Here is a 15,008-nt window from a genome sequence, read left to right as displayed (position 1 = left end):
GTTCAACGTTGCTCTGCCTTTAGTTTCAGTTGCCGAGCTTGTTGTTGCAAACTGGCGCGCACCAGCAACTCACGATCTTCTTCTCTGATGCGTTTAAAAACGATACTGATCTTGAACTCCGCGGCGCTTTGTTCTACCTCTTCACAGCTTAGTACTTGACCATAACAAAAAATGGCGCCGGCATTTTCAGCTAAAAACAGTTTAACTTCAACTACATCCAAAGCGTTGAAGGGCCGAGATGATATAAAAGAGAGGCCCGCGCCGCCATAACTAAGCGTCCTAAACCGATATTGACTGTCATCTTGTTGCTGCAATACATAATGCAGTAATAAATCTAATTTCTTCGCTTGAAGTTGCAAATAGTTCGCCAGCTCCTCTGCCAGCTCGCCTAAGCGTTGCAAAGAGCGTAAGGCATTGAGATTTAGCTGGCCCACATTACCGGCCATTAAAAAAGGTTCAGGTATGGCAGTCATAAAATCTGTTTCAGAAGGCAGTGAACCGGCTTTGGGAGCCACATTAATAACAATGCTGTGTTCAACTTTAAAATATTGCTGAAATTCTGCCGTTAGTTCATCCAGCTCAGAATGCATTGTTGTTCTCCCCGTCAGTTGCTTGTTATTGTGCTAAATAATCACTATCATCGGCACCTCTTAACCACTAATTTAGCATTTAAGCTGGATAAAGTCCTGAAAATTAACATGCATCTTCCCGTCAGTCTGTTCATTGGTTTACGTTATAGCCAAAGCCGTAAAGGTAATGCCTTTATTTCTTTTATTACGCTGTTTTCAGTGGCCGGTATTTTATTGGGTGTGATGGCCTTGACTGTGGTCAGCTCGGTGATGAATGGCTTTGAAGCGGAGTTAAAAAAACGCATTTTAGGGGTAATACCGCATTTAGTGGTGCAAACTCAAAACGAAGAGAGCTCCTGGCCAGCGCAATGGCGAATCCAAACAGGGGTGTTAGATGTTACGCCTTTGCTGCAAACAGAAGCCTTAGTGCAGTCATCCAGACAATTAACTGCAGTGATGTTACAAGGCTTAGACCCCAATAATTTGCCGGTATTTTTGCAACAGTCTTTGTTAGTGGGGCAATGGCAAACCTTAAGTGCACAGCGCTATACCGTGATGCTTGGTCGAGGATTGGCAGAAAAGTTAGATGTCCACCCTGGACAGCAAGTGCGTATTTTATTAGCTCAAGGCGGCTCTTACACCCCCCTTGGTTGGATGCCGCGCCAGCGTTTGTTTACTGTCGCCGGTATCATCGATACGGGCTCTGAAGTGGATGAGCTTATCATGGTGACTGCGCAGCAAGATTTAGCCCGATTACTGCCTGTGCAGCAGCGTCGTCTTGCATGGCGAGTCAGTTTAGCCGAGCCATTTTTAGCGCCCGTTATGGCGCAGCAGCTGCAGCAAAACCCAGAGCTGAGTAAAGTAGAAGATTGGCGACAGAGCCACGGCAAGTTGTTTGCGGCAGTGGCAATGGAAAAGGCCATGATGAGTTTAATGTTATTACTGATTGTGGCCGTTGCAGCGTTCAATATAGTGTCTGCTTTGGTCATGATGGTAACTGAGAAGCAGACTGAAGTGGCAATTTTAAAAACACAGGGTATGCAAGACCGTGATGTGTTTTTAGTTTTTGCGACTCAGGGCATGTTTAATGGCGTGCTTGGGGCGCTTCTCGGGGTTATTGCCGGGATCGTCGGTAGCTGGCAACTCAATAATTTATTGAATCTATTCGGTTTGCAAGTTGCAGGTACGGTAGAGTTACCCGTGCTTATGGATGTGACGCAAATTATGCAAATCTTTTTAAGTGCATTGGCGCTGACATTGTTAGCCGTGGTGTACCCCGCTTGGCGGGCCGTTAAAATTAATCCTGCGGAAGTGTTACGTGATGAATAATGTACTGGAAGCCCGAAATATTTCAAAAAGTTACCGTGATGGGCAGCAGGTTACTAAAGTATTACATGAGGTCAATTTACAGGTTGCAGCAGGTCAGATGGTCGCCATCGTCGGCAGCTCTGGATCAGGTAAAAGTACGCTGTTACATATTTTAGGCACACTTGATGCCCCTGATTCAGGTCAGTTAATGATCGCAAATCAATATATTGCCGATTTATCTAATAGTGCTAAAGCGCAGCTGCGAAATCAAAAACTGGGATTTATTTATCAATTCCATCATTTGCTTATGGATTTTTCTGCTTTAGAAAATGTGGCAATGCCCTTATTGATTAAGGGTGTACATGCTTTAGCCGCTCAGCAACAAGCGGCTGATATCCTAACGCGTGTTGGCTTAGCGCATCGTCTGCAGCATACGCCGGCTGAATTGAGTGGGGGCGAGCGGCAACGGGTGGCGATTGCCAGAGCCTTAGTGACCAAACCGGCCTTAGTGTTAGCAGACGAGCCCACTGGTAATTTAGATCAGCATAACGCTGAAGCTATCTACCAATTGCTGCGTGAATTGAATCGAGAGTTTAGCACGAGCTTTGTGGTGGTGACCCATGATCGGCAGTTAGCCAATCGTTTGGATCTGCAATATGAAATGACTGATGGGCAGTTGGAGCGGATCTAATGCATAACTTAGTATGGCAAATTGCTCAACGTTACCGCTCAACCAGACATACCAATGGTTTTATTCGCTTTATCTCTGCTTCTTCAACCTTGGGTATCGCTCTAGGTGTGGCCATCTTGATTTTAGCCTTATCTGTAATGAATGGTTTTGAACAAGCATTAAAGCAGCGTTTATTAGCGGTGATACCACATGTTGAGTTAGAGGCAGTAAGTAATCAATTAGAACCATGGACAACAAAAGTGGATGCGTTAGCCCGTTATCCAGGCGTGGTTGCGGTCGCACCCTATATCAAATCGCATGGCATGTTACGCAATGGCAATGCGGTAAAATCGGTGCAATTACGTGGTATTGACCTGTCGGCTGAACAAGAAATCAGTGATTTTGCGCACTATCTGCAAAGTGGTGATCTCAGTACCCTAGCTGCGGAGCAACTGGTATTGGGCAGTGGCGTGGCAAGCGAGCTAAGTTTAAGCGTTGGCGATACGGTACAGCTAATGCTCCCTCGCTTTAGCGAGGATGGGCGCTTAGCCAGTTATTCCAATCGTGTTTTAACGGTAAGTGCCATTATCTCCATCGGAGGTCAACTCGACTACACGCAGGCTTGGTTAGACATCAATGCGTTAGCGCGGTATTTGGATATGCCTGAAGGCACCGCGCAAGGGTTAGCTTTTCGCATTGAACAGATTTTTGCTGCACCGGCGATTTCACGTCAGCTTGGCGAGGCATTAGATGATTATGTGTATTTATTGGATTGGTTTCGAACGCAAGGGCATGTCTATCAGGATATACAAATGGTAAGAGCTATTTTGTATTTGGTCTTAGCACTGGTTATTGCTGTCGCTTGTTTTAATATTGTGGCCACTTTGGTGATGGCCGTGCGTGAAAAAGAGTCTGATATTGCGATATTGTTGACCATGGGCATGCGCCCTGCAGACTTAGTTAAAACCTTTATGTTACTTGGCTGGCTGAATGGTCTTATTGGGACTTTTTTTGGTGCTATTGCTGGCGTGCTGTTAGCTTGGTTTATCGAGCCGATTTTTGCGTTTTTTGCTACAAGCTTAGGAAAAACCTTGCTGGATCCCAGTATTTATTTTATTGATTTTGTGCCTTCATTATTACTTTGGGGCGACGTTGCTATTACCGTTTTTATTGCGCTGATATTGAGCCTACTTGCCACGATTTATCCTGCACTACGAGCCAGCTATGTCGATCCTGCTCGCGTATTAGGGCAGCGTTAAGGTGCGTCTTTTTGTTTTTTGGCTTTAAGGTATCTGCTGAGTTTTTCTTTTTTAATGGACAAACACCAAAGCCAATCTATCACAAAATAGCCGACAATGCTGGCTGTGATGCCCATTAACAAACACCCTAAAATGAGTGGCTTGCCAACAGTTTGCATACTGTAGACCAGCCACGCTACGCTTGCTTCAAACGCAAAAGGCTCTGGCGGTGCATTAAGCACAACGGTACCAATCAAATAACATAAATACAGCATGACTGGCATGGTTAATGGATTGGAGATCCAGACAAGCGCTACTGATAAAGGTAAGTTAACCCGTAAAGGAATAGCCATAACAGCGGAAAATACCATTTGAAATGGTAATGGCATCCAAGCCCAAAATAAACCCACAGCAAAAGCGCCACGTGCTGAACGGCGATTTAAATGCCACAAATTACCATCATGTAGCATGGAACCAAACAAATTCAATATCCGCATTTGCTTGATTTTTTCTGGAGATGGTAAATATTTCTTAATAGTCTTCTTTGGCATTACAACCTATTAACGAAATAGTAATATGCAACAATTTTGCATGGGTGTCTTGGCTGGTTGCCTATTGTCTTTATTTTTAGCTGCACTGCCAGTCTTTTTTGAAATTATTTTTTTCTGTGCATTTTTGCTCAGCCTTGCCGGCCGGCAATTTTTCATCGCGGGTATTTTTGCTTTGCTGTGTTGTTGGCAGTGGCAATTACAATCTTATCTTCAGGCACAACAATTTATTTTAAACCGGGATACCATTACAACGTCATCTTCTGTGGATACCGAGCCGCTATCAACACTTTTAGTGCAGATTGAACGTTGGCGTCAACTCGATTTAGATAGTGCGTTAGTGACTGCAACGATTAAAGAAGGCGAAGCTAAGGGCTACAAGTTAAAAATACGTTGGCAACAAGCCCCACAGCTTGCAATCGGTCAACATTGGCGTTTGCCATTGACTTTAAGACCCATTCGAGAAAACCATAACCCAGGTAGCCGCCCGCAAACCATACAGGCTCTGATTGAGGGTGTCATTGCGGAAGGGTATGTAAAACCAGAACGCCCAACATTTTTACTCAAAGCGCCGCCCGCGTTACGCCAAACACTTATTGATGCGCTTTCTGTGTGGGTTGCAAACTTGGAAACCGCGCCTTTGTTACTGGCGTTAACCGTGGGCGAACGGCAGTTCTCTAGCGAACTTTGGTTAGGCGTTTTGCATAGTGGCTTGGGGCATATTCTGACGATTTCTGGTTTACATATTGGTTTGGTATTTGGTTGGGGCTATTTTTTATCCGGTCTTATTTTACAGAGTCGACTTTTTCCCAAAATCGCCTTGTCGCAGCGCACTGCAGGGCAATTACTTTGTGCTTTATTGATCGCGTTAAGTTATGCCTGGTTAGCTGGCTTTGCCATTCCAACCCTAAGAGCAGCGGTTGCGTTATGCATTGTCATTTGCAGTCGCTTGCTAATAAGGCCTCTTAATGGGCGCTATGCTTGGCAGTTTTTAGTCGCGTTATTGTTGTTATTCAATCCGTTCTGGGTGTTAAGTGTGAGTTTTTGGTTGTCGGTAGTCGCGGTGGCGGTGATCATTTTTATTGTCTGGTGGCTCGGCCCGCTGCCTTCGTCTCGATTAGCCAAAGTAGGGTATTTTTTTATATTTAATAGCGTATTGACTTTAGTCATGTCGTTGGTAGGTTTAGCGTTTTTTAATGGCATCAGTTTATTAGCAATTGTCTCAAATCTGCTTTTTGTGACGTGGTGCAGTGTTATTGCGATCCCTGTATTACTTTTTACCTTCTGTTGGAGCTTACTGGACTTCCCTTATGCGCCATTGCTCTGGCAAATTACGGATTGGGTATTTTTACCACTTTATTATTGGTTAGTATGGTGTGCCAGTGTAACGGTCTGGTGGACTTTACCTAAGCTAGGGGTGACAGCAGCGTTGTTCGTCGCGGGTTTAGTGTTGGTGATAGTGGTGTTCCGTTTACGTGGACTAGTATTCGCTTGTCTGATTGCAACCCTTGGTTTAGTGTTCTTCACCTTAGACACAACCAAATCTAAGCTGCTGGTGCTTGATATTGGGCAGAGTACGGCATTAATTGGCATGCAGCCACAATTAAACTGGTTATATCTCGATGCAGAACTTGAGCAGATTGAAGGGATCATTCAGCATAGAATCTTGCCGCAGTTGCGCTATCAAGGTATTCGACAGTTAAATTTTGTGCTGATCCCTGATCTGGATCGTGAAATGCAGCCCGCTTTGCAATTATTACAGCAACACTTTGCTGCTGTCCGTTTCTATTCCGCCACGCCGGTGTTACCAAATAGCTATGCTTGTCATTATTTGGCCGAAGCGTATTCCAACGCAGGTTTTCAGCATTGGCCTTTAGCTACAGCGGATACCTGTTTAATCAGTGTCGACATCGCCGATTGGCGTGTACTGCTGCCAGGGCGATTAACACTCAAACAAGAGCGACAACTCAGTCTTAGTTATCCAGAATTGACCAGTGACATCTATTTACTGGCAGATTATGGACGCGCCACTGCAAATTCGCTAGCATGGTTAGCTCAGCTATCTCCTGCTGTCGTGTTATTAGCGGCAAATGAGCAGGGCGCTCATCGTTATCCATTGCATGCTGTACAGCAACGACTCATGTTGCTTGGCTATCCTTTGTACCATTCAGGTAGACAAGGTGCTTTCACCTTGTATTTTTACGAAGAACGCTTAAGCATTTATACAGAAAAACAGCGTCAGCGACTGCGTTGGTTAGAAAAGCATGCAGAATAGCTGAAACCTTGGTAACAACACGTTAGAATAGTGCCAGAATGATTAAAATAGGTCGATATTTTGCAGACAGATAATAACAACGCGCTGGTATACCGCCGGCTTCTTTCTTATTTAAAACCCTATCGTTTAGGTTTTATCGCCGCTATTTTGGGAATGGTTGGTTATTCTGCAATAGATGCGGCTTTTATTGCGTCAGTGCAGCCGTTTATTGATCGCGGTATTCAGGAAAAAGATACTGACTTTCTAAAACTCGCGCCACTTATCGTCATTATTATGTTTGTGTTACGTGGTATTTTCCATTTTACTGCGACTTATTGTATCAGTTGGGTCGGCAATCAAATTGTCAAAGATATGCGCCAACAGCTGTTTGGTCATATGATGCGCTTACCGGTGAGCTTTCATGACAAGCACTCTACTGGGGAATTAATTTCTAAGATTACTTATGATGCTGAACAAATTAAGTACTCGCTAACTAAGGCATTAATTGTGCTGGTTAGAGATGGCGCCTTGGTGCTTGGTCTTATTGCCGTGATGTTTTGGTATAGCTGGTTGTTATCGCTTATTTTCTTTTTGATTGCTCCGGTTATCGCCGTTATCGTCAGTATTGTATCGAAACGCTTTCGCCAACTGAGCCACAAAATCCAATATGCTATGGGCAGTGTTACCACCGCTTCAGAACAAATGCTCAATGGGCATAAAGTGATTTTATCCTTTGGTGGTCAAAAAATAGAAGATGCCCGTTTTGCGGAAGTCAATAATCAAACCCGTCTACAAGGGGTGAAAATGGATTCTACCTCTGCCATTAGCTCAGGGGTTATTCAATTAATTGCGTCCTTTGCCCTCGCGTTTGTCGTGTTTATGGCAAGCCAGCCAGAAATGCTGGAAACCCTTACGGCAGGTATCTTTTCAGCCATAGTGACCTCTATGGTGATGCTGTTAAAACCTTTAAAGCAATTAACTACCGTTAATAGTGAGTTTCAGCGCGGCTTAGCGGCGGCGGCCAGCATTTTTAAAGTGTTAGATGAAGCGGCTGAACAGGAAACCGGTAAAATCGAGCTTAAAGCAGCGAAAGGTAATATTTGTTTTGAACACGTGAGCTTCCAGTATCCTGGACATAGCCAGCAAGTGTTAAGTGATATCAGCTTTACTGTAAGCGCAGGGCAAACTGTGGCCTTAGTAGGGCGGTCTGGCAGTGGCAAAACCACGATTTCCAGTTTATTACCTCGATTTTACGAGGTAGAACAAGGGCAAATTGTGCTTGATGGTCAAAACATTAAAAACTATACGCGAGAATCATTACGGCGGCAAATTGCGGTTGTTTCGCAACATGTCATGCTGTTCAATGACACTATCGCCAATAATATTTGTTATGGCATGTCGGAACCAGTAAGCCGTGAACAATTACTGGATGTGGCTGAAAAAGCACATGTTTTAGAGTTTGCAAATAAACTGCCAGATGGTTTAGACACGCAGATAGGTGAAAATGGTGTCAGTTTATCTGGTGGACAACGTCAGCGCATAGCTATCGCCAGAGCCCTATTACGCCAAGCACCGGTGCTGATTTTAGATGAAGCCACTTCCGCTTTAGATACGGAATCCGAGCGCAAAATTCAGGCGGCACTGGACGTTTTACTTAAGGGGCGTACCAGTATTGTGATTGCGCATCGTTTATCTACCATTGAAAATGCCGACAGTATCATTGTGATGGATCATGGTAAGATTTTAGAGCAAGGCACCCATACTGATTTGCTGGCTAAAGACGGCGCTTATGCGTCGTTACATAAGTTGCAATTTGGTAGTGAGCAATGACCGCGTTGGAACGTGCTTGGTATACAAAACAGTGGTGGTGTTATCTACTTGCGCCCTTTAGTGTTTTGTTCTGGTTACTGTCGACCCTCCGACTTTTCTTATTTAAAGCTAAGTTAAAAGCGTCTTATCGTTTACCCGTGCCCGTCATTATTGTGGGTAATATTAGTGTCGGTGGCACCGGTAAAACCCCTTTTACGCTATGGCTATGTCAGTTTTTACGTGAACAAGGCTTTACCCCCGGCATTATTAGCCGAGGCTATGGTGCTAAGCTGGTTGCGCCTGTACTGGTAACGCCTGAGCATACCGCAACAGAGGTTGGTGATGAACCTTTGCTCTTGGCTGAGCGCAGCGGTTGCCCTGTGGTGGTCAGCCCAAATCGTGTCGCAGCAGCACAGTATTTATTACAACAATGCCCGCAGGTTGACTTGATTATCTCTGATGATGGCTTACAACATTATGCGTTAGCGCGAGATATTGAAATTGTGTTAATTGACGGGCAACGTGGTTTGGGGAATGGTTGGTTACTTCCGGCAGGCCCCTTGCGCGAGTTACCGTCACGGCTGGCTCAGGTGGACTTGGTGATTGCAAACAGTGGTCAACAGCCGCTGGCAGATGGCAATATGAGCCTGAAAGCCCTGCAGGCTGTACCCTTGCGGGCTGATGACATGGCTTTAAAACCAAATGCCAAAGTCGATCTTATCGCTGGAATTGGCAACCCTGAACGTTTTGTGCGTTCAGTGTTGAATGCCGGTTATCAAATTAATACGCGACGCTTTTTAGCTGATCATCATCCTTTTAGTGCGTCTGATTTTATCGGTTTAACAACACCGATTTTAATGACAGAGAAAGATGCGGTAAAATGCCGCGGCTTTGCTCAAGCCGGTTGGTACTATCTGGCAGTTCAAGCGCAGCCAGATCCTCAAGTGATCAATAAACTGACTGAAAAACTATCCTTAATACGGAGTCAATATGGCTATTAATGTAGCACTTACCGATATTCTGGCTTGCCCAGTGTGTAAGGGCAAGTTGAAATATGACAAGCAAGCTGACAGGTTGATTTGCACTTTTGACAAACTGGCTTATCGATTAAGCAATAATATTCCGGTGTTATTAGCTGATGAAGCAACGCCACTTACTGCTGAAGAGTGTGAGCAATGGCGTTCATAGTTGTCATTCCGGCACGTTTTGCTTCAAGTCGGTTGCCAGGTAAGCCGCTGGCAGATATTGCGGGTAAAACGATGATTGAAAGGGTGTACCGGCAAGCTAAACTCAGTGCCGCTGCCAGAGTGCTGGTGGCAACAGATGATGAGCAGGTTGCCCAGGTTGTAACAAGCTTTGGTGGCGAAGTGTGTATGACCGCTGCTAGCCATCAATCAGGTACTGAGCGTCTGGCTGAGGTCGTCACCCAGTTAGGCTTGACTGCTGACACCATTGTGGTAAATGTCCAAGGTGATGAGCCTTTTATTCCTCCGGTTATTATCAATCAGGTTGCAAGCAACTTAGCCTCGCAGCAAAAAGCTCGAATGGCGACCTTAGCTGTGCCCATATCCGACTTGGCCGAGATCAGCAACCCGAATGTGGTGAAAGTGGTTTGCGATCGGGATGATTATGCATTGTATTTTAGCCGTGCGGCGATCCCCTTTGATCGCGATACTAAATTTAGCAACGCTCTGTCTCAATATTATCGGCGGCATATTGGCTTATATGCTTATCGCGCTGGCTTTATACTCGATTATGTTGGTTGGCCAACCTCTATGTTGGAGCAAATTGAAGCCTTAGAGCAGTTGCGGGTGCTTTGGCAAGGCGAAGCCATTCATGTCGCTACGGCGATGGCAGAACCTTTGGTTGGTGTTGATACGCCTGAAGATCTAGCACGTGCTATCCACTATGCCAAGCAGCATGCTTGACCTGTTGCAGATCGTGGCCGAAACAGCCGATTTTGTAGTGTTGAACAAGCCGGCGGGGCTAAGTTTTCATTCTGAGGATGGACCTGGCTTGGTGGTGCAGGCCGAGCAGCAACTGGGTGTAAAACTTTACCCTGTTCATCGCCTTGATAAGATCACGTCAGGGCTCATTTTACTGGCAAAAAATAGCGTTGCCGCGGCAGAATTAACCCGACAATTTAGTCAAAGAGAGATCATTAAGTGCTATTTAGCGCTGAGTGAGCAGAAACCTACTAAAAAACAAGGTTGGGTTAAAGGCGATATGCAACCCGCTCGGCGAGGTGCTTGGCGATTAATGCATTCGCAGCAGCAGCCCGCATTGACCTATCTGGTAAGCCAAGGTTATGAAAACTTACCTTTTCGGGCGTTTTTATTAAGGCCTTATACGGGCAAAACGCATCAGCTTCGGGTTGCATTAAAAAGTCTTGGTGCGCCTATTCTGGGTGATACGCTCTATGGTGGTAAAGTCAGCGATCGGGTTTATTTACATGCTTATGCCTTAGCTTTGGTATTTGCGGGAGTAAACTATGAGTTCAGCGTGTTACCAAATAAAGGGGCGGCTTTTGCTACATTGTTTGAGGCTGGTTTACCCGAGGCGTGGCAAAATCCTTGGCAGTATGCCTGGCCGGCATCGCCTTTAATTTCTTACCTCAACCCTTAGCTGATAACGCCTCCATCAGCCGCTTATAAAGTAATATTCAGGATCTTTATGTCAGATTTTTATACCCGTTTTGCTGGAATTAGCCGTTTATATGGTGCGAAAGCGCTAGAGAAATTCAGGCAATCTCATGTTGTGGTGATTGGTATTGGTGGCGTGGGAAGTTGGGCGGTTGAAGCACTCGCGCGCTCAGGTATCGGAGAAATTACCCTTATTGATCTTGATGATGTTTGCGTGAGTAATATTAACCGTCAACTCCATGCGTTAACTGACACCATCGGTCAAGATAAAGTGGCAGTAATGGCTGAACGCATTTTACAAATAAATCCTGAGTGTAAAGTGAATCAGGTTGCTGACTTTATTGCAGCTGATAACTTGTCTACTTTATTGGGTGGTAAAGTGGATTATGTGCTGGATGCGATTGATTCAGTTAAAGCCAAGGTTGCTGTTATCGCTTGGTGCAAACGCAACAAAATACCCTTGATCACGACAGGTGGCGCTGGCGGCCAAGTTGATCCCACGCAAATTCAATTGGCTGATCTTACCCTCGCGTTTAACGATCCTTTGTTAGCCAAAGTTCGTAACATGCTACGTCGTGATTATCATTTTAGTCGCAATCCAAAGCGTCGTTTTGGCATAGATTGTGTCTTTTCCTCTGAGCAATTACGCTATCCACAAGCCGATGGCACGGTATGCCAGCAAAAACCGGTGCAAAACGCTGAGAGTCAGGGAGCTATGCGCTTAGATTGCAGTGGCGGCTTTGGTGCAACGACGGTAGTTACAGCCAGTTTTGGTTTTGCCGCCGTATCGCGATTATTATTGAAGCTCCAGACGAAAGCATAAGCGCGTCTTACTTCAGCTCAAGACGTTGCAAAATGTGCCTTTATGCGTAAAAGCATTGCAGTTAAACCATTACTGCGAGACTGGCTTAAATAAGGTTTTAGATTAAGCGCATCAAAGGCATGTTGCAAATCCAGTTGCTTAAATTCTTGATCTGTTAAACCATTAACAAAAGACAGCATGATTGCTAGCAAGCCTTTAACAATGCGTGCTTCACTGTCCATTAAAAAATAGTGTTTACCGGTGGTATGATCGTGATAATGCATCAGCCACGCGCGGCTCTCACAGCCTCTTACTAAATTTTCTGTATGCCTTATTTTTTCCGGTATGCCAGGCAACTTTTTACCGAGCTGCATTAATAAACGGTATTTGCTTTGCCAATCGAGAGGTTGTTGTAGTGTTGGCAAATCCTGTTGTCTGATGCTTGTCAGGGCGCTTGTCGTATCTTCTAAGAGTTGTTCCATGGTCATGCTGCCAGGATCTCCACTGCCTGAGCTAATGCCGTTAAACATTGCTCTACTTCTGAAATAAGGTTGTAAGGTGCAAAAGCAAATCTTACGGCTCCGGGTTGTTCTAATAGTTCAAACAATGGCATGGTGCAGTGTAGTCCAGCCCGAACGGCGATCTGTTGCTCGTTAAGTAAGCTCGCTAAATCAGCGGGATGCTCACCTGCTACATTAAGGGTCAGGATCCCCGCATTATTTTCTAGCTTGGATAAAAGCACTATGCCAGGTATTTGTTGCAAACCATCATGAAAAGTCTTTAATAACAACCTTTTATAACTCTTTAATTGCTCAGCGTCAAACTGACTTAAAAACGCTATCGCTGCGGCTAAACCTATGGCTCCTGCTATGTTGGGGGTGCCCGCTTCTAAACGCGCCGGTAACTTATTAAAATGACTGCCAGCGAAACTGACCGATTCAATCATCTCACCCCCACCTTGCAGCGGCGTTAACTGTTCTAGCAGCGCTTTTTTACCATACAATACGCCAATACCGGTAGGTCCATACAGTTTATGTGCTGAGAAACAATAAAAATCAGCCGCGAGTTGCTGCACATCTGGACGCTGCCAAGCAATACCTTGAGCACCATCAACGACTGTGATTGCTCCGGCAGCTTTCGCCTCGCGCAGCATGTTTTCCAGAGGCAAAATAGTCCCTAGCGTGTTGGAAACCTGAGTTAGACTGACAACTTTAGGGGATAGCGCTAACAATTTTTGATAGGCGTCAAGGTCAATTTGCAGGTCTGCATTTAGAGGAATCACATCGATAATTACCCCAAATCGCTGACAATGTAATTGCCATGACACAATATTCGCATGATGTTCTAGAGCCGAGATAACTATTCTATCGCCTGGTTTTAGTACGGTATGCATTAGGCCAAAAGCGAGTTGATTCAGTGCGGCTGTGGTGCCACTGGTAAAAATAATTTCGGCAACATCTGCGGCGTTCAGATAGTTTTTTACCGCTAAACGGGCATCTTCGTAAAGTGTAGTTGCCACTTGGCTTAACTGATGCGCGCCACGATGGACATTACTGTTCTGTGTTCGATAAAAATGATCGGTTGCCTCGAGTACCGCCTTGGGTTTGTGTGTTGTGGCAGCATTATCGAGGTAAACCCAAGCAGGTTGGTTAACGAAAAAGGGAAAATGCTGACGAAAAGCAACCGCGTTAAAATCCGACATACAAGCTCGATTTGGCAGTAAAGAAAAAATCAGCCTGCTATTATGCCGAAGAAACGCTAATTAAGCGAGAGTAGGGTAGACGATACCCAGTGAAGAGCTCCATAAAAAAAGCGGCCTAAGCCGCTTTTGCATGTGAAACAAGCTTAATTTTTGCTTTCGTAATCACGGGCGGTGTGGCCAGTGTACAATTGACGCGGCCGGCCAATTTTGTGACCTTTGTCAGCCAGCATTTCGTCCCAATGTGAAATCCAACCGACAGTACGCGACATCGCAAAGATAACCGTAAACATACTGGTTGGGATCCCTATGGCTTTTAGGATAATGCCTGAGTAGAAATCCACGTTTGGATAAAGTTTCTTTTCGATGAAATACGGATCTGACAACGCAATACGCTCAAGCTCCATCGCCACATCTAACAATGGATCTTTGATATTTAATTCTTTTAACACTTCGTGACAGGTTTCACGCATCACTTTAGCACGAGGGTCAAAGTTTTTGTATACGCGGTGACCAAAGCCCATTAACCGGAAAGTGTCATTTTTGTCTTTGGCGCGAGCCACAAATTCAGGAATGCGATCTACAGAGCCAATTTGTTGCAACATTTTTAAACAGGCTTCATTCGCACCACCATGCGCAGGACCCCATAAAGACGCAATACCTGCGGCGATACAAGCATAAGGGTTAGCACCAGAAGAACCGGCTAAACGCACCGTAGAGGTTGAGGCATTTTGCTCATGATCCGCGTGTAGCATAAAAATCCTGTCCATTGCCTTGGCCAGTACTGGACTTACGTTGTACTGTTCTGCGGGTACAGAGAACATCATGTGCAGGAAATTTTCAGAATAGCTAAGTTCGTTTCTAGGATAAACGAAAGGCTGACCAACAGTATATTTATAGGCCATTGCTGCGATAGTAGGTAGCTTCGCGATCAAGCGGTGAGCACTTCGAGTGCGCTGCTGTGGGTCGTTAATATCCAAATCTGAATGATAGAAAGAAGACATTGCCCCAACAACACCACACAACATGGCCATTGGATGCGCATCTACGCGGAAACCTTGAAAAAATGCTGCGATTTTTTCATGTACCATAGTGTGCCGTGTAATGGTGTTAACAAAATCTTCATACTGTGCTTTAGTCGGTAACTCACCTTCTAGCAGTAAATAACAGGTTTCCAAGTAATTGGATTTTTCTGCTAGTTGCTCGATAGGATAGCCACGATGCAGTAATACGCCGTTGTCACCATCAATGTAAGTAATCTTTGATTCACAAGAGCCGGTTGACATAAAACCCGGGTCAAAAGTGAAGTAGCCCTGTTGCCCGAGAGTACGAACATCGATTACGTCAGTGCCTGCCGAACCAGAGTAGATAGGTAACTCAAAAGTTTTACCATCAATCTGTACGACGGCCTTTTTATCTGCCATTGGATTTCTCCTATTGTTGTATTATCGGAAATTAGAGGTTTGACC

General features: G+C 45.0%; 15 protein-coding genes. 10 read left to right on the top strand and 5 right to left on the bottom strand.

The window, feature by feature from the left end; translation table 11 throughout:
- Positions 1-2: 2 nt before the first annotated feature.
- Positions 3-590, bottom strand: coding sequence for a PilZ domain-containing protein (locus tag ACO1PK_RS16005; protein WP_423186589.1), 588 nt, complete (start codon positions 588-590; stop codon positions 3-5).
- A 108-nt stretch (positions 591-698) separates the two neighbouring features.
- On the opposite strand from ACO1PK_RS16005, the gene ACO1PK_RS16000 reads away from it, so the two are divergent.
- The 3 genes from ACO1PK_RS16000 to ACO1PK_RS15990 are packed head-to-tail and all read left to right on the top strand — an operon-like array spanning position 699 to position 3,806.
- Positions 699-1,898 carry a lipoprotein-releasing ABC transporter permease subunit gene (locus ACO1PK_RS16000; protein ID WP_423186588.1) on the top strand — a complete coding sequence of 400 codons (1,200 nt, stop codon included), beginning with the start codon at positions 699-701 and terminating at the stop codon, positions 1,896-1,898.
- Positions 1,891-2,568, top strand: a complete 678-nt coding sequence (gene lolD / locus ACO1PK_RS15995; RefSeq protein ID WP_423188241.1) for a lipoprotein-releasing ABC transporter ATP-binding protein LolD — start codon at positions 1,891-1,893, stop codon at positions 2,566-2,568. Before ACO1PK_RS16000 ends, lolD begins: the two co-directional genes overlap by 8 nt.
- On the top strand, positions 2,568-3,806 hold the full coding sequence (locus ACO1PK_RS15990) for a lipoprotein-releasing ABC transporter permease subunit (protein ID WP_423186587.1): 1,239 nt from the start codon (positions 2,568-2,570) through the stop codon (positions 3,804-3,806). Before lolD ends, ACO1PK_RS15990 begins: the two co-directional genes overlap by 1 nt.
- Here ACO1PK_RS15990 and ACO1PK_RS15985 read toward each other — a convergent pair.
- Positions 3,803-4,336 carry a DUF2062 domain-containing protein gene (locus tag ACO1PK_RS15985; RefSeq protein ID WP_423186586.1) on the bottom strand — a complete coding sequence of 178 codons (534 nt, stop codon included), beginning with the start codon at positions 4,334-4,336 and terminating at the stop codon, positions 3,803-3,805. The two genes, ACO1PK_RS15990 and ACO1PK_RS15985, sit on opposite strands and share 4 nt — an antisense overlap.
- A 64-nt stretch (positions 4,337-4,400) precedes the next feature.
- Between ACO1PK_RS15985 and ACO1PK_RS15980 the strand changes: the two genes are divergently transcribed.
- The 7 genes from ACO1PK_RS15980 to tcdA are packed head-to-tail and all read left to right on the top strand — an operon-like array spanning position 4,401 to position 11,861.
- Entirely contained in the window at positions 4,401-6,608 is a 2,208-nt protein-coding gene (locus ACO1PK_RS15980) for a ComEC/Rec2 family competence protein (RefSeq protein ID WP_423186585.1), read from the top strand.
- Positions 6,609-6,668: 60 nt separating this feature from the next.
- Positions 6,669-8,417 (top strand): lipid A export permease/ATP-binding protein MsbA, encoded by a 1,749-nt coding sequence (gene msbA / locus ACO1PK_RS15975; RefSeq protein ID WP_423186584.1) that lies wholly within the window; start codon positions 6,669-6,671, stop codon positions 8,415-8,417.
- Positions 8,414-9,397 (top strand): tetraacyldisaccharide 4'-kinase, encoded by a 984-nt coding sequence (gene lpxK / locus ACO1PK_RS15970; protein ID WP_423186583.1) that lies wholly within the window; start codon positions 8,414-8,416, stop codon positions 9,395-9,397. The genes msbA and lpxK overlap by 4 nt, the downstream gene beginning before the upstream one ends.
- Positions 9,387-9,584, top strand: a complete 198-nt coding sequence (locus ACO1PK_RS15965; protein WP_423186582.1) for a Trm112 family protein — start codon at positions 9,387-9,389, stop codon at positions 9,582-9,584. Before lpxK ends, ACO1PK_RS15965 begins: the two co-directional genes overlap by 11 nt.
- Positions 9,572-10,324, top strand: a complete 753-nt coding sequence (kdsB, locus tag ACO1PK_RS15960) for a 3-deoxy-manno-octulosonate cytidylyltransferase (protein ID WP_423186581.1) — start codon at positions 9,572-9,574, stop codon at positions 10,322-10,324. The genes ACO1PK_RS15965 and kdsB overlap by 13 nt, the downstream gene beginning before the upstream one ends.
- Positions 10,317-11,021 (top strand): pseudouridine synthase, encoded by a 705-nt coding sequence (locus ACO1PK_RS15955; RefSeq protein WP_423186580.1) that lies wholly within the window; start codon positions 10,317-10,319, stop codon positions 11,019-11,021. The genes kdsB and ACO1PK_RS15955 overlap by 8 nt, the downstream gene beginning before the upstream one ends.
- A gap of 48 nt (positions 11,022-11,069) precedes the next feature.
- The gene (gene tcdA, locus ACO1PK_RS15950; RefSeq protein WP_423186579.1) at positions 11,070-11,861 is read left to right on the top strand and encodes a tRNA cyclic N6-threonylcarbamoyladenosine(37) synthase TcdA; all 792 of its coding nucleotides are present in this window, start codon (positions 11,070-11,072) and stop codon (positions 11,859-11,861) included.
- Positions 11,862-11,878: 17 nt separating this feature from the next.
- Here tcdA and ACO1PK_RS15945 read toward each other — a convergent pair whose 3' ends face one another.
- The 3 genes from ACO1PK_RS15945 to gltA all read right to left on the bottom strand — a co-directional run bounded on the left by ACO1PK_RS15945 (position 11,879) and on the right by gltA (position 14,963).
- Positions 11,879-12,370, bottom strand: a complete 492-nt coding sequence (locus ACO1PK_RS15945) for a SufE family protein (RefSeq protein ID WP_423186578.1) — start codon at positions 12,368-12,370, stop codon at positions 11,879-11,881.
- Positions 12,325-13,542, bottom strand: coding sequence for an aminotransferase class V-fold PLP-dependent enzyme (locus tag ACO1PK_RS15940; protein ID WP_423186577.1), 1,218 nt, complete (start codon positions 13,540-13,542; stop codon positions 12,325-12,327). The genes ACO1PK_RS15945 and ACO1PK_RS15940 overlap by 46 nt, the downstream gene beginning before the upstream one ends.
- A gap of 143 nt (positions 13,543-13,685) precedes the next feature.
- A complete protein-coding gene (gene gltA, locus ACO1PK_RS15935; RefSeq protein ID WP_423186576.1) occupies positions 13,686-14,963 on the bottom strand; it encodes a citrate synthase in 1,278 nt (425 codons plus the stop codon).
- Between the last annotated feature and the right edge of the window lie 45 nt (positions 14,964-15,008).

The sequence above is a fragment of the Alishewanella sp. d11 genome (assembly GCF_049390205.1).
In the GTDB taxonomy this organism is placed as follows: Bacteria; Pseudomonadota; Gammaproteobacteria; order Enterobacterales; family Alteromonadaceae; genus Alishewanella.
The sequence above is the reverse complement of the archived record's forward strand: the minus strand, read 5'-3'. Positions and strand labels throughout refer to the sequence as shown.

Bases quoted from the DNA above. Each gene is read 5' to 3' on its own strand.
- lolD (WP_423188241.1), top strand. From the start codon at position 1,891: ATGAATAATGTACTGGAAGCCCGAAATATTTCAAAAAGTTACCGTGAT.
- ACO1PK_RS15985 (WP_423186586.1), bottom strand. From the start codon at position 4,336: ATGCCAAAGAAGACTATTAAGAAATATTTACCATCTCCAGAAAAAATC.
- gltA (WP_423186576.1), bottom strand. From the start codon at position 14,963: ATGGCAGATAAAAAGGCCGTCGTACAGATTGATGGTAAAACTTTTGAG.
- ACO1PK_RS15955 (WP_423186580.1), top strand. From the start codon at position 10,317: ATGCTTGACCTGTTGCAGATCGTGGCCGAAACAGCCGATTTTGTAGTG.
- ACO1PK_RS15940 (WP_423186577.1), bottom strand. From the start codon at position 13,542: ATGTCGGATTTTAACGCGGTTGCTTTTCGTCAGCATTTTCCCTTTTTC.
- ACO1PK_RS15965 (WP_423186582.1), top strand. From the start codon at position 9,387: ATGGCTATTAATGTAGCACTTACCGATATTCTGGCTTGCCCAGTGTGT.
- kdsB (WP_423186581.1), top strand. From the start codon at position 9,572: ATGGCGTTCATAGTTGTCATTCCGGCACGTTTTGCTTCAAGTCGGTTG.
- ACO1PK_RS16000 (WP_423186588.1), top strand. From the start codon at position 699: ATGCATCTTCCCGTCAGTCTGTTCATTGGTTTACGTTATAGCCAAAGC.
- lpxK (WP_423186583.1), top strand. From the start codon at position 8,414: ATGACCGCGTTGGAACGTGCTTGGTATACAAAACAGTGGTGGTGTTAT.
- ACO1PK_RS15990 (WP_423186587.1), top strand. From the start codon at position 2,568: ATGCATAACTTAGTATGGCAAATTGCTCAACGTTACCGCTCAACCAGA.
- ACO1PK_RS16005 (WP_423186589.1), bottom strand. From the start codon at position 590: ATGCATTCTGAGCTGGATGAACTAACGGCAGAATTTCAGCAATATTTT.
- ACO1PK_RS15945 (WP_423186578.1), bottom strand. From the start codon at position 12,370: ATGTTTAACGGCATTAGCTCAGGCAGTGGAGATCCTGGCAGCATGACC.
- tcdA (WP_423186579.1), top strand. From the start codon at position 11,070: ATGTCAGATTTTTATACCCGTTTTGCTGGAATTAGCCGTTTATATGGT.